Consider the following 14,222-nt stretch of genomic DNA (forward strand, 5'->3'; position numbering starts at 1 on the left):
AGGCATTGAGCTAACCTGTACTAATTGCCCGTGAGGCTTAACCATACAACACCCAAGGGGTTTTGAACGGATTTAAGATAGCAAGAAACAGATTGAATGTGATTAAGAACACAATACAGCTTTCCGAATTAAAGAATTTGCTTGGCGACCATAGCGTTATGGACCCACCTGATCCCATGCCGAACTCAGAAGTGAAACGTAATAGCGCCGATGGTAGTGTGGGGTCTCCCCATGTGAGAGTAGGACATCGCCAGGCTTGAATTTGAAAGCCATCCTTATTTAGGATGGTTTTTTCGATTAAATAAGTAAGTCGTTTGCTGATATAGCTCAGCCCGGTAGAGCGCACCCTTGGTAAGGGTGAGGTCCCCAGTTCGAGTCTGGGTATCAGCACCATTTACTGACAGATTTTGTTTAGCGACCATAGCGTTGTGGACCCACCTGATCCCATGCCGAACTCAGAAGTGAAACACAATAGCGCCGATGGTAGTGTGGGGTCTCCCCATGTGAGAGTAGGACATCGCTAGGCTTAAATTTAAAAAGGCTTCCCAATGGGAGGCCTTTTCTCATTTATGGATTTAAATAAATGTATTTTCAGCTACCCGCCAAAGAGCTTGTATAACCGAATCATTTAATTTTGATTGTTTACAGCACAAGCCTAATTTAAACGGTGCAATAGGTGTTGTGTTTAACCTTTGAATTTTATCTTTTACTGGGCTGTTATTGATTACAACGTCAGGTGCTATTCCTATACCACACCCTAAAGCAACCATACTTACTATCGCCTCATGTCCAGAGACTTGAGCATAAATTGTTGGTTTGATTTTTTGTTCCTTGAACCATAAATTTGCTCTTTCTCTCGCTGTGCCTTCCTTTGGTAAAATAAAAGGAAGCGTATCCCAATTTGTATTTTCTTTATTTATATCACCGCTAAATGTGTTGTTCCCAATGGGAGCAATAATCGATAATGGTATTTCACTTATTATTTCAAAAGCTAATTTATTCGATCTTTTTTCTGGTATGGCTGATATTGCAATATCAACCTCTGAACTTTCTACTTTTTTAATTGCTTGAGCTGGATCTCCTGTTGAAAGCTTTATTTCAATGTGAGGATAATTCACTTTGAAATTATTTAGGAGTTGAGGTAAGTGACTATAACTTGCGGTTACTGAACAAAATAATTTCAATTCACCCTTTAAACTATTATTCACAGTATTGGAGTTAGATTTGTAACTACTCCATTCACTACAAATATTTAAAGCGATAGGCATTAATTTCTTTGCTGAGCTTGTTAGTTCAACGCTTCTATTATCACGGACAAATAATGGGTGACCAATTTCATCTTCTAATTTTTGTATTTGCCGGCTTAATGCAGATAAACTTAAGTGCATAGCTTTTGACGTGTTGGTAAAGCTATGGCTTTCACATAAATGAAGGAAAGTTTGAAGTAGTTTTATATTCATATCGTAGTTGTTAATTTTGCAATCATGTATTGTTAATATATCACTTCTTACAATGTTAATCTTTGGTTATTATCTTTGTATGCACAAAATTATCCTAATGGATTAAATGATATTTATGGAGTTTCACAATGTCTAACTACTTTGATACGCTAAATTTACGTGAACAATTAGATCAACTAGGTCGTTGTCGTTTTATGAACCGCGAAGAATTTTCTACAGAAGCGGATTACCTTAAAGGTAAAAGGGTGGTTATTGTTGGCTGTGGAGCTCAAGGCCTAAATCAAGGTTTAAATATGCGAGATTCAGGTTTGAATGTTGCTTATGCTTTACGTCAGGCTGCTATTGATGAGCAACGTCAATCATTTAAGAATGCAAGCGAAAATGGTTTTGAAGTTGCTAGCTACGAAAAATTGATCCCTCAAGCCGATTTGGTTATTAACCTTACTCCTGATAAACAGCATACGAATGTTGTTGAAACTGTTATGCCTTTAATGAAGGAAGGTGCAACGCTTGGTTACTCGCATGGCTTTAATATCGTTGAAGAAGGTATGAAAGTCCGTAAAGATTTAACGGTTGTTATGGTTGCTCCTAAATGTCCAGGTACAGAAGTTCGAGAAGAATATAAGCGTGGTTTTGGTGTTCCTACTCTTATTGCTGTTCATCCTGAAAATGATCCTAAAGGCGAAGGTTGGGATATAGCGAAAGCATGGGCGGCTGGGACTGGTGGTCATCGTGCCGGTTGTTTAGAGTCTTCATTCGTTGCTGAAGTTAAATCTGACTTAATGGGTGAACAAACAATTCTTTGTGGAATGCTGCAAGCCGGCTCTATTGTTTGTTATGAAAAAATGATCGCTGATGGTATCGATGCTAGCTATGCAGGCAAACTTCTACAATTTGGTTGGGAAACAGTTACAGAAGCACTGAAGTTTGGTGGTGTGACGCATATGATGGATCGTCTATCAAATCCAGCTAAAATTAAAGCCTTTGATTTATCTGAAGAATTAAAAGATCTAATGCGTCCACTTTATAATAAGCATATGGATGATATTATCTCGGGACATTTTTCAAGTACGATGATGGCTGACTGGGCAAATGATGATGTTAACTTGCTAGGGTGGCGTGAAGAGACTGGTGAAACTGCTTTTGAAAACTACCCTGATTCTAGTCTGGAAATTCCAGAACAAGAATATTTTGATAATGGTATTTTAATGGTTGCTATGGTTCGTGCTGGTGTTGAATTAGCATTTGAAGCGATGACTGCTTCAGGTATTGTAGATGAATCTGCTTATTACGAATCATTGCATGAGCTACCATTAATCGCTAACACTGTTGCACGTAAACGCTTATATGAAATGAATGTCGTTATTTCAGATACGGCTGAATATGGTAATTATCTATTCGCAAATGTTGCAACACCATTGCTGCGTGAAAAATTCATGCCTTTAGTTGATACTGATGTTATTGGTCGTGGTTTAGGGGCAATATCTAATCAAGTGGATAATGCTAAATTGATCGAAGTGAATGAGACTATTCGTAATCACCCAGTTGAGCATGTTGGTGAAGAATTACGCGGTTATATGACTGATATGAAAACAATTGCTGTTGGTGGTTAACTTACATAATTAATAAAAAAGCCCGATATCATATCGGGCTTTTTTGTATCTAAAGGAATTATTCTAATCTTAAGAGCAAAATTATGTTTATTTTTCAGATAGTTTTTCTTCTAATAAAGCTAATTTTTGTTCCATTTCTGTTAGCTTTTTCCTAGTGCGCAATAGAACTTGAGTTTGAACATCAAATTCTTCGCGTGCTACGATATCTAGCTTATTTAATTGACCTTGAATGACCTGGCGAACTTTCTGTTCAACATCAGTTCCTAATTCTTTTACTGGTTGCGGCATTGAATCATGAATTTGCTTGGCAACTTGCTCTAATTTTTTTGGATTAAACATTATCTACCCTTGTTAAATATTTTTTATATTTTAAGCAAAGAGCAACGACTTGTCGCTAGACAAATAAAAAAAAGGCTACCGAAGTAGCCTATTCTTTATTTTAAAGAAGTTACTCTTGAATTTCTTTCCCTTCTTCAAACTCTGGTAAAGGTTTATGCTCACTTGCTAGGTAACTATAAATTACGGGTAATACGAATAACGTAAATAGAGTACCAATAGCTAAACCTGCAACAATAACAATACCAATACTAAAGCGCTGTGCAGCACCTGCACCAGTGGCATACATTAACGGGATTAAACCCGCAATCATTGCCGCTGTTGTCATTAGGATTGGACGAAGACGAACTTTTGCAGCTTCTGTTACCGCTTCAACGCGATTTTTTAGATTATGCAATTGTTCTTCTTTTGCTACTTCACAAATCAAAATACCATGTTTGGTAATCAAGCCAACGAGAGTGATTAACCCTACTTGTGAGTAGATGTTCATTGTAGCAGCGCCCCATGCGAGGGCAATCAAAGCACCACAAATAGCAAGAGGTACAGAAACCATGATAACTAATGGATCTCGAATTGATTCAAATTGAATCGCAAGTACTAGGAAGATGATAGCCAATGCTAAACCAAATGTAGCGTATAATGCGCTACCTTCTGTCACATATTGACGAGCTTCGCCCATATAATCATGGTTGTACCCACTTGGCAATTTGCTATTTGCAATATTTTCGAACCAAGAAATAGCATCACCCATTGCCACACCTGGTGATGGTACAGCACCTACGGTAGCTGAATTCAGCTGATTGAAGTGAGGTAGAGATCTCGGCTCTGCAATAACATCAATCGCAATTAAGCTTCCTAATGGAACTGCTTCCCCGCTTGCTGAACGAACGTAATAATTATTCATTGATTCAGGGTTTAAGCGGAATTTACGTTCTACTTGTGGAATTACCTCGTAAGAACGACCATTGAGATCGATACGGTTTACATAGCCATCAGCCATCATCGTACTTAGCGTAATACCAATGTCTTGCATTGTCACACCGTAAGCACCCGCTTTATCTTTATCGATATTGATTTTCATTGTTGCAGAATCAAAATTCAAATCGATATCAGAATAAACAAATAGAGGGCTTCCTTTCACTTCAGTTAATACTTCCGTTGCTATTTGGAATAGGCTCTCAAAGCTGTTTGGTGTCGTTATTACGAATTGAATTGGTAAACCTGAACCTGCGCCAGGCAATTCTGGCATTTGGAATGCTGTAACAGCCATTCCTGGGACATTTTGTACTAATTTACCAACACGATCTGTTACTTCTGCTTGGCTTGCTTCTCGTTGGCTCCAAGGAACCATTGATGCAATACCAAAGGCTTGGTTCGAGTTTGGAACACCAGTGAATACTTGAGCAAAGGCTATTTCAGGTTGATCTGAAAGAATCTTATTTACATCATTCATTGTGTTTTGTAAGTAATCTAAGTTAGCGTTAGATGTACCTGTACCCATAAGCATTACCACTCCTTTATCTTCTGAAGGAGCAAGTTCACTTGGTATGAACTTAAATAGTAATGGCAAGCTTGAAAAAACGATGACAGCAAACGCAATGATTACTGGTCGATGCTGCATTACCGAGCCAAGAATACGTTCATATTTATTCGTCATACCATCAAGGAAATGATGAACTGTGCTTTCAAATTTGCTTGGTACTTCATTTGCTTTCAGCATTTTAGAACACATCATTGGAGATAATGTTAACGCGACTATCCCTGAAACAAATACTGAACCTGCGAGCGTTAAAGCAAACTCTTTAAACAATGAACCCGTAATACCACCCATCATCGCGATAGGAGCATATACCGCGCCCAGCGTTAGAGTCATTGCAATTACCGGAATTGCGATTTCACGCGTACCAATAATAGCGGCCCTAAACGGGGTTTCTCCAAGCTTAACGTGCCTATCTACGTTTTCTAATACAACGATGGCATCATCAACAACAAGCCCGATGGCCAACACCATAGCGAGAAGAGTCATTAGGTTCCATGAGAAGCCCATGACTTGCATTACCATTGCAACACCAACAAGTGATAGAGGAATGGTGACAATAGGAATGATAACCGCTCGGAATGAGCCTAAGAATAAGGTAATAACGATAAGTACGATGACCGCAGCTTCAACAATAGTCTTAATAACTTCATGGATAGATTCATTAATCGCAATCGTTGAATCGTACATGATGTTCATTTTGATGTTTGTTGGAAGGTTTTTCTCTAATTGAGGTAAAAGCTTCAATACATCAGCCGCAATGTTAATTGGGTTGGCACTTGGTGCGGCATTGATTGCAGTAACTACGGCTTCTTTGCCGTTTGCACTTGCACGGTATATATCATGACTCTTTTCTAAAGATACCTTAGCAATATCACTTAGGCGAACCACTTCACCATCGTCAGTTTTAATAACTAAACGCTCAAGCTCTTCTACATTCGAGACTTGAGTATTTGCGCTACCATTATAAAGAACGAATTCACCGGTTGCTTGGCCTGCTGCTGACTGGAAGTTATTGGCATTTAATACGCTCATAACATCTGTTGCTGTCATATTTACTGCAGCCATACGAGCTGGATCTAACCAGATACGTAATGCATATCTAATACCGCCGTATAGGTCGATTTTAGATACGCCATTAACGGTGAATAGTTGCGGGTTCACAACGCGTTCTAAATAATCGGTGATTTGACTTGAGGCAAGTTCATCACTGGTAAAGCCGATATATAACACCGCGGTAGTTGAACCTGTCGACATAGTAACCGTTGGATCTTCCGCTTCTTTTGGAAGTTGAGAACGCACCGAGTTAGTCTTGGCTAATATATCGGAGAGGGCGGCATTCGGGTCCGTATTTAATTTCATAGTAACAGTAATGGTTGATTGCCCCATTACTGATTGAGAGGTCATGAAATCAATATTATCGGCTTGTGCTACCGCTTGCTCTAAGGGTTGAGTTATGAAACCTTGAATAAGGTCAGCACTCGCGCCGTAATAGCTTGTTGTTACCGTTACAACGGTATTGGTCATTTCAGGGTATTCACGAACCTGCATTTTGAAAATAGCTTGGATACCAAGCAAAGCAATCAAAAAACTGATCGATACCGCTAAAACTGGACGTTTAATGAAAACATCAGTAAAGCGCATAATTCCTCCGGTTACAACATTGGTGTTTCAGCAGGCGGCGTTGTTGCGTCACTTTCGACAACACGCACTTTTGCATCATTACTTAGACGAACTTGTCCTGATGTCACGACCATATCTCCAGGTTTAACACCATCAAGAATATGAGCAACAGCTTTAGTTCGTTCACCTACTTTTACAACCGCTTGTTTAACACGTTTAACACCGTCAACATCAGAAACGATGTAGACATTGTCACCATATAGCGTGAATGTAATTGAGGTTTGAGGAATAACCACTTGGTTTTCAAATGTTGGGAGAATGATTTCAGCGCGAGCAAACATACCACTACGTAACTTACCACCATTATTTGGAATATCAGCTTGAACCTGAATTAACCCACTTTGAATATTTACCGCTGGTTCAATTGCACTGATCGACCCTTTGAAAGTCTCAGTTGGATAAGAGTCGATGTATATATCGATGTCTTGTCCGATATTAATGCGAGAAATATCAGTTTGAGGCACCGTAAAGCGTAAACGCATAATGCTAGTGTCTTCTAGACGGACAATATCAGTACCTGGTTGTAAGTATTGACCAAGATAAACATTACGGATACCAATGACACCAGCAAATGGTGCTTTGATTTCACGACGCTCAATAGTCGCTTTTAGGCCTTCAATATCAGCAGCAAGAGAGAAAAAATTTGCTTCCGCTTCATCGTAAGCCTCTTTAGAGATAGACCCTTTTTTAAATAAACCTTTATAGCGTTTATATTTTGCTTCAGCAGCAGGTAGGCGTGCTTGAGAGCTTCTTAAGTTTGCTTTTTCTACTTTAGAATCAAGAGAAATAAGTAATTGGTCATCTTTTACTTGGCTACCGGAATCAAATGAAATTTTATCGATCACACCGTTTGATTCAGTGGTTAGCGTTACACCTTGGTTTGGTTCAATAAAACCAATCGCCTCGATAGTTGGAGTCCAGGTTGACGCTTTGACTGTTTCTATCGTGACAGGGAATTCAGGTTCAGGGCGGTTTGCCATAAATTCAGCAATTTTTTGCTGTTTAAACATGTTAAAGCCAATAACACTACCAAAAAGAAGTAGTGCAAGAAGCAACATAAAGAAAGTCCACTTTTTCATTCTAATTAGAACTCCAAATTAGTGTTTAATAATTGCATCCCAACTGGCTTCAATTGCCGAGTCGAGATCATCGTCTGTTAGTGTAAAAGCACCTTGAGCATATCTGCGAGCTAAGCAAACACTTGTCTCTAAGCTAAGGCCTGTAAGTATTTCCACATTGAAAGGTTTAAAAATGCCTTGCTCAAGTCCATCGACAAAGAGTTGATTTACTTGGGCAAACATTTCTTTTTCTAGTTCCCTAAATTTTACTAAATCTGTTGTAGGTAATGATTCATATTGATTGCGATTTAAAAAAGTGTTTTTTTCTGAAATAGCAAAATACCAAATGTTTAACCACATTGTACGAAAGCGAACTTTTAAAGGGTCGGTATTGCATACATTTTCTTGAATAGCACAAGCGACACGTTGAAGAATGTTCAACTTAATCTCTTGGATCAGGGCTTCTTTATCATCGAAATAGCGATAAATGGTACCAGCAGCAACGCCAGCTTGATTTGCCACTTTTTGCATTGATAGACCACGAAACCCGTCAGTTGCAAGTAATTGTTCTGCTGACTCAAGAATGAGTCTACGTTTCTCCTTCATAAATGAATCCTTATGAAATGAATGAACGTTCATTTATTATTTTAAGTGAGAATGTCCATAAAGTAATCCGTTTTTGTGTCAAGAAACGTAAAGGTCGAGAGTTTTCTTCTATGGTTTACATGGTATTCATACATAGACAGCTTTATTATAGACGCAAATATTCCATTATCGATTTTATAGGTGATTCATGAGACTTAACCCACAGCAAGATGAAGCCGTTAAGTTTGTTTCTGGGCCATGTTTAGTACTGGCAGGCGCAGGCTCAGGTAAAACTCGTGTAATTACGAATAAAATAGCCTATCTAGTACAACAATGCGGTTATAAAGCTCGCAATATTGCTGCGGTTACCTTTACTAATAAGGCGGCGAGAGAGATGAAAGAGCGTGTTGGGCAAACGCTAAACAAACAAGAATCACGAGGGTTATTAGTATCAACATTCCATTCTCTTGGATTAGACATTATTCGTCGTGAATATAAAATATTAGGCCTAAAGGCAGGTTTTTCTCTTTTTGATGATCAAGACCAATTAGCCTTATTAAAAGAACTGACTGAAAAACAAATTGATGGAGATAAGGATCTACTACGTCAACTGCTTAGTTGTATTTCTAAGTGGAAGACTGACATGCTTACCCCTGATCAAGTTAAAGGTATTGTTCGCTCAGAGCAGGAGCAATTATTTGCTTTCTGTTATGAGATGTATTTAACGCAAATGAAAGCGTATAACGCATTAGATTTTGATGATTTAATCTCATTGCCAGTGTTATTGTTGAGAAATAATCAGGATGTACGTGAGCGTTGGCAGATGAAACTTCGCTATTTATTAGTGGATGAATATCAAGATACCAATACTAGCCAATATGAATTAGTAAAATTGCTTGTTGGTGAAAGAGGTCGATTGACCGTAGTAGGAGATGATGATCAATCTATTTATTCGTGGCGTGGAGCAAAACCTCAAAACCTTATTTTATTGAGTGAAGACTACCCTAATTTGAAAGTCATTAAATTAGAGCAGAATTATCGTTCAACGAGTCGAATTTTACGTGCAGCCAATATACTGATTGCTAATAATCCTCATGCATTTGAAAAACGGTTATTTTCTGAAATCCCTGATGGTGAGCAGATAAAGATTCTGACAGCGAAAGATGATGCGCACGAAGCCGAACGAGTTGTCGGTGAGATCATTGCTCATCGTTTCCTTAATCGAACCGATTATAAAGATTACGCAGTACTTTATCGTGGGAATCATCAGTCTCGACTTATTGAAAAATCACTAATGCAAAACCGCGTGCCTTATAAGATTTCTGGGGGGACTTCTTTTTTCTCTCGTTCAGAAATCAAAGACATCATGGCTTATCTTCGTCTTCTGACTAACCCTGATGACGATAATGCGTTTTTGCGTGTCGTAAACACACCTCGACGTGAAATTGGCCCTGTTACTTTAGAGAAGCTAGGTACGTATGCCAACATGCGTGGAAAAAGTTTGTTTGAAGCTTGTTTTGAAATGGGGTTAGAACAAACCTTATCTGGTCGAGGGCTTGAGTCACTGCGTCGATTTGGTCATTGGGTTGTTTCTATATCAGAAAATGCTGAGCGAGGTAATACCGTAGAGGCGGTGCGATCACTAGTAAAAGACATTCACTACGAAGATTGGTTGTACGAAACATCACCTAGCGCGAAAGCTGCAGAAATGCGCATGAAAAATGTATCTGATTTATATTCTTGGATTGTGGCTGATTTAGAAGGTGATAATTATGATAAAGAAGAGAAAACATTAAAAGAAGTCGTATTGCGCTTAACACTGCGAGATATGATGGAGCGTGGAGAAGATGAAGATGGTGCTGACCAAGTGCAGTTAATGACATTGCATGCATCAAAAGGCTTAGAATTCCCTTATGTGTATTTGATTGGGGCAGAAGAAGGTATTTTACCGCATCAAACCAGTGTTGATGAAGACAACGTAGAAGAAGAACGTCGTTTGGCGTATGTGGGTATTACGCGAGCAAAAAAAGAACTGACTTTTACATTGTGTAAAGAGCGTCGTCAGTATGGTGAGCTAATTCGTCCCACACCAAGCCGTTTTTTAGAAGAGCTTCCGCAAGATGATTTAGATTGGGAAATGAAAAAACCTAAGCCGACTCAAGAAGAGAGAATGGAAAAAGGGAAAAGTAATATTGCTCATCTGCGTGCTATGTTGAAAAAATAGCCTCTTAATTTAAAGAATAAATAAAAATGCCCACATACCTGATTTGGTATTATGGGCATTTTTGTACCAGTTAAATAAGCGGTACCTAATCTGCGATATCTTACAGTCCTTTGATTAAATGGTCGATTGCAGCAACCAACTCATCATCAGAACAATTCATACAGGTTCCACGTGCTGGCATTGCATTAAAACCGTTAATCGCATGATCTTTTAGAACATCCATACCTTTTGCGATACGAGGAGCCCAATCTGCTGCATTTTGAGTTTTTGGTGCGCCAGCTGCGCCAGTTGAGTGACATGCAATACAAAAGGTGTTGTATACCTGATCACCCGTACGAGGACCAGTTGGTTCTTCAACAACGGGTACATCACTTGCCAAATAGACTTGGCCTACTGGTTTAATTCGCTCAGCAATTGCATCGTCAGCATTGTTTGCAGCAAAAGAGGCTGTTGAAAAAGTTAATGCAGCAACTATTGTGACGATGGTGTTACGAATTGATTTATCCATTAAGCTCACTTTACACTCCCAGTTATTATTATTGGCTTAGCGCCATCTTTTTATTTCATTTACTAAGTAATTAGCAGCATAAGAAAAAATCGCCGCGTTAAGCTTGTGTAAACATTGAGTGATTATATCTGCTTAAATTGTTGCAATAAACCACTAAACCCCAAGAAAATGAGTATAAATACAAAGGAATTGTTTAAAAAGAGACCAAACGACAAAAAAAGCAAAAAAAACACTAGACGAAGGACACCCATATCCGTATTATTCCTCTCCGCCGATAGGGTATACGCCCGTAGCTCAGTTGGATAGAGCGTTGGCCTCCGGAGCCAAAGGTCGAAGGTTCGAATCCTTTCGGGCGTGCCATCCGGAATAGAAATTAAAGGCACAGAAAACGTAACAAAGTAGTGGTGGCTATAGCTCAGTTGGTAGAGCCCTGGATTGTGATTCCGGTGGTCGCGAGTTCGAATCTCGTTAGCCACCCCATTATTTTGGTAACCAAGTTTACTTAGTAAATGAACGTTTCCAGTTTTGATTCAAGTAACATCCCAAGAATCGAAACGAAATTTGTCGGTGAATAGCGCAGCTTGGTAGCGCATCTGGTTTGGGACCAGAGGGTCGGGGGTTCGAATCCCTCTTCACCGACCACTATTTCAATAATCGCAGTAGCGGTTATATAAAAAATTTGTGGTGGCTATAGCTCAGTTGGTAGAGCCCTGGATTGTGATTCCGGTGGTCGCGAGTTCGAATCTCGTTAGCCACCCCATTAATTTTAAGGTAACTAAATTTACTCCGTAAATGATGTTCCCTATTTTGATTCAAGTAACATCCCAAGAATCAAATAAAAAATCGGTGAATAGCGCAGCTTGGTAGCGCATCTGGTTTGGGACCAGAGGGTCGGGGGTTCGAATCCCTCTTCACCGACCACATTTAAAAGCCTCGTCAGAAATGACGAGGCTTTTTTCATTTCTGCGTTATATTATTCTAACCTTCATCACAAAATCATTATTTTAAGTTGTGCTTTTACTCTTCTTTTTCTTCTTCTCTTTCTAAGTTTCTATCGCTTGATTTTACCTTTATTTTGATTATATCCACTAAGTTATAAAGGGTTTTTAGATATTAAATCCTAAATAACCCGCTTAAACCAATTAAACGTTTGCTTATAAATGTTACGACTATTTATGTAAAGTTATCTAAATTAGAACGTAAGCAGTTTTACTTCCTATTTATTTAATTATTAATAACTGGTTGTTTATTATTGATTTTGCGCTTATCTCAATAGCGATAGATATCGATTAAAACGAATGGTAATGATTATTTATGCATCAAAAAGGCATATAGTAGATTTATACTCTTTGATTGTTGCTTTTTTGTGAATAATTGACTACATTGATGTTCTTATCAAGTAACTGCTGTTCATCACAGTTATGAATGGAATCAATATACAGACAGGGCAGGATGCTGCCGAGTAGTCGGAGTCTGATAATGTCACTTTTAGAAGTTAAAAATTTACGTATCGAATACCCATCTCGTCATGGTGTTCATGCCGCAGTAAAATCATTGTCGCTTTCAATAGAGCGTGGAGAGATTGTTGGCGTTGTTGGTGAGTCAGGTGCGGGGAAATCAACAGTAGGTAATGCTGTCATTGATTTATTGAGCCCTCCAGGCGTTATCGCCAGCGGAGAGGTGTTTTTAGATGGTGAGAAGATCTCTGGTCTATCAACAGAAGAGATGCGAAAAGTTAGAGGTTCTAAAATAGGATTTATTTTCCAAGATCCGATGACATCTCTAAATCCTCTATTTACTGTTGAACAGCAAATTATAGAAACCATTCATGCTAATTTGAAAGTATCATCAGAAGAGGCCTATGAGCGTGCCTTGTCTCTTATGAATCAAGTTGGTATACCACAACCTGAAAACCGCCTTAAACAGTACCCACATCAGTTCTCTGGTGGTATGCGTCAGCGTGTTGTGATTGCGATAGCGTTAGCTGGTGAGCCAGATTTAATTATTGCAGATGAGCCAACAACGGCGCTTGATGTCTCTATTCAAGATCAAATCCTAAGTCTTATCCGAGATCTCTGCGTTAAGAAAAACGTAGGTTGCATGTTGGTTACTCACGATATGGGCGTAGTTTCTAACGTTACCGATAAAGTCGCTGTAATGTTTCGTGGGGATTTGGTTGAGTTTGGTAAAACAGAAAAAGTATTGGGTAATCCTGATCATTCATACACACGTAGCTTGATCTCTGCGGTTCCTCGTTCTGATATAAAATTAGACCGCTTTCCTTTGGTAAGTTATATAGAAGAAGCGGTTGAGCATGAATGTATCGATGTAAAAACACATTGGTTAGGACAAAGCCAAGATCAACGTGAATATTCTGGCCCATTGTTAAAAGTGGATAATGTCAGTCTTCGCTTTGTGACGAAAGACTCTATGTTTGAAAGTCGTCGAGAATACGTTCAAGCTTCAGATAATGTCAGTTTTGAAATTCATGAAGGTGAAACCTTCGGTCTCGTTGGAGAATCAGGCTCTGGTAAATCGACCATTGCTCGGGTTATTACCGGTTTATATCCGCCAAATTCAGGATCGGTTACCTTTGAAGGGGTTGATCTTACTGCGCTTAAATCTGAAAAAGAGCGTCGCCCAATGCGTCGTCAAATGCAGATGGTATTTCAAAACCCATATACCTCAATGAATCCACGCATGAAAATCTTCGATATCATCGCAGAACCGATTCGCTTCCATAAATTAACGGGTTCAGAATCAGAAACGCAACAGATCGTTAATGATCTTTTGGATCATGTGGGTCTAGGCCGAATGGCTGCATTGAAGTACCCGCATGAGTTTTCTGGTGGTCAGCGTCAACGTATTTCTATTGCGCGTGCACTTGCTACTCGCCCTCGTTTATTAATTTGTGATGAGCCAACGTCTGCTTTGGATGTATCGGTTCAGGCACAAATCCTCAACTTATTAAAAGATTTACAAGATGAGTTAAATTTAACCATGTTGTTTATCAGCCACGATTTACCCGTTATTCGTCAGATGTGTGATCGTGTGGGTGTAATGCAAATGGGGAAATTGCTTGAAGTTGCCCCAACAGAAAACTTATATACGAACCCACAACACGAATACAGCAAAAAATTAATTTCTCTTATGCCTGAATTTAAAGGGTTAAGAGAAGGGTAACAACGGTGAAAACCGTCTAATAATAAATAAAATAC

At 39.0% G+C, this 14,222-nt stretch carries 9 protein-coding genes, 6 tRNA genes and 2 rRNA genes; 11 read left to right on the plus strand and 6 right to left on the minus strand.

Annotated elements, in window-relative coordinates:
* The first annotated feature begins 140 nt into the window (after positions 1–140).
* The 3 genes from rrf (AACV33_RS00205) to rrf (AACV33_RS00215) all read left to right on the plus strand — a co-directional run bounded on the left by rrf (AACV33_RS00205) (position 141) and on the right by rrf (AACV33_RS00215) (position 526).
* Positions 141–256: ribosomal RNA gene (gene rrf, locus AACV33_RS00205) — 5S ribosomal RNA — on the plus strand.
* A 60-nt stretch (positions 257–316) separates the two neighbouring features.
* Positions 317–393: transfer RNA gene (locus AACV33_RS00210), tRNA-Thr, on the plus strand.
* 17 nt (positions 394–410) lie between these two features.
* Positions 411–526 (plus strand): 5S ribosomal RNA (rrf, locus tag AACV33_RS00215).
* Between the two features lie 49 nt (positions 527–575).
* Here rrf (AACV33_RS00215) and ilvY read toward each other — a convergent pair.
* Positions 576–1,460 carry an HTH-type transcriptional activator IlvY gene (gene ilvY, locus AACV33_RS00220; protein WP_017023588.1) on the minus strand — a complete coding sequence of 295 codons (885 nt, stop codon included), beginning with the start codon at positions 1,458–1,460 and terminating at the stop codon, positions 576–578.
* A gap of 128 nt (positions 1,461–1,588) precedes the next feature.
* On the opposite strand from ilvY, the gene ilvC reads away from it, so the two are divergent.
* Positions 1,589–3,073, plus strand: coding sequence for a ketol-acid reductoisomerase (gene ilvC, locus AACV33_RS00225; RefSeq protein WP_065611946.1), 1,485 nt, complete (start codon positions 1,589–1,591; stop codon positions 3,071–3,073).
* A gap of 87 nt (positions 3,074–3,160) precedes the next feature.
* On the opposite strand, the gene ubiK is transcribed toward ilvC, so the two are convergent.
* The 4 genes from ubiK to AACV33_RS00245 all read right to left on the minus strand — a co-directional run bounded on the left by ubiK (position 3,161) and on the right by AACV33_RS00245 (position 8,293).
* On the minus strand, positions 3,161–3,412 hold the full coding sequence (gene ubiK / locus AACV33_RS00230) for a ubiquinone biosynthesis accessory factor UbiK (RefSeq protein WP_012548984.1): 252 nt from the start codon (positions 3,410–3,412) through the stop codon (positions 3,161–3,163).
* Positions 3,413–3,521: 109 nt separating this feature from the next.
* Positions 3,522–6,590 (minus strand): multidrug efflux RND transporter permease subunit, encoded by a 3,069-nt coding sequence (locus AACV33_RS00235; RefSeq protein ID WP_182699632.1) that lies wholly within the window; start codon positions 6,588–6,590, stop codon positions 3,522–3,524.
* Positions 6,591–6,601: 11 nt separating this feature from the next.
* Positions 6,602–7,708 carry an efflux RND transporter periplasmic adaptor subunit gene (locus AACV33_RS00240; RefSeq protein WP_017023591.1) on the minus strand — a complete coding sequence of 369 codons (1,107 nt, stop codon included), beginning with the start codon at positions 7,706–7,708 and terminating at the stop codon, positions 6,602–6,604.
* 18 nt (positions 7,709–7,726) lie between these two features.
* Positions 7,727–8,293 carry a TetR/AcrR family transcriptional regulator gene (locus AACV33_RS00245; RefSeq protein ID WP_139078855.1) on the minus strand — a complete coding sequence of 189 codons (567 nt, stop codon included), beginning with the start codon at positions 8,291–8,293 and terminating at the stop codon, positions 7,727–7,729.
* 187 nt (positions 8,294–8,480) lie between these two features.
* On the opposite strand from AACV33_RS00245, the gene rep reads away from it, so the two are divergent.
* Positions 8,481–10,496 carry a DNA helicase Rep gene (rep, locus tag AACV33_RS00250; protein ID WP_012548988.1) on the plus strand — a complete coding sequence of 672 codons (2,016 nt, stop codon included), beginning with the start codon at positions 8,481–8,483 and terminating at the stop codon, positions 10,494–10,496.
* A 100-nt stretch (positions 10,497–10,596) separates the two neighbouring features.
* On the opposite strand, the gene AACV33_RS00255 is transcribed toward rep, so the two are convergent.
* Entirely contained in the window at positions 10,597–11,004 is a 408-nt protein-coding gene (locus AACV33_RS00255) for a c-type cytochrome (RefSeq protein WP_182699633.1), read from the minus strand.
* Positions 11,005–11,287: 283 nt separating this feature from the next.
* Between AACV33_RS00255 and AACV33_RS00260 the strand changes: the two genes are divergently transcribed.
* The 6 genes from AACV33_RS00260 to AACV33_RS00285 all read left to right on the plus strand — a co-directional run bounded on the left by AACV33_RS00260 (position 11,288) and on the right by AACV33_RS00285 (position 14,187).
* Positions 11,288–11,364: transfer RNA gene (locus tag AACV33_RS00260), tRNA-Arg, on the plus strand.
* Positions 11,365–11,408: 44 nt separating this feature from the next.
* Positions 11,409–11,484 (plus strand) — tRNA-His (locus AACV33_RS00265).
* An 85-nt stretch (positions 11,485–11,569) separates the two neighbouring features.
* A tRNA-Pro gene (locus tag AACV33_RS00270) sits at positions 11,570–11,646 on the plus strand.
* A gap of 42 nt (positions 11,647–11,688) precedes the next feature.
* Positions 11,689–11,764 (plus strand) — tRNA-His (locus AACV33_RS00275).
* A gap of 84 nt (positions 11,765–11,848) precedes the next feature.
* Positions 11,849–11,925, plus strand: a tRNA-Pro gene (locus AACV33_RS00280).
* Positions 11,926–12,483: 558 nt separating this feature from the next.
* Entirely contained in the window at positions 12,484–14,187 is a 1,704-nt protein-coding gene (locus AACV33_RS00285) for a dipeptide ABC transporter ATP-binding protein (protein WP_182699634.1), read from the plus strand.
* Positions 14,188–14,222: the final 35 nt, after the last annotated feature.

The sequence above is a fragment of the Aliivibrio sp. SR45-2 genome (assembly GCF_963890165.1).
In the GTDB taxonomy this organism is placed as follows: Bacteria; Pseudomonadota; Gammaproteobacteria; order Enterobacterales; family Vibrionaceae; genus Aliivibrio; species Aliivibrio salmonicida.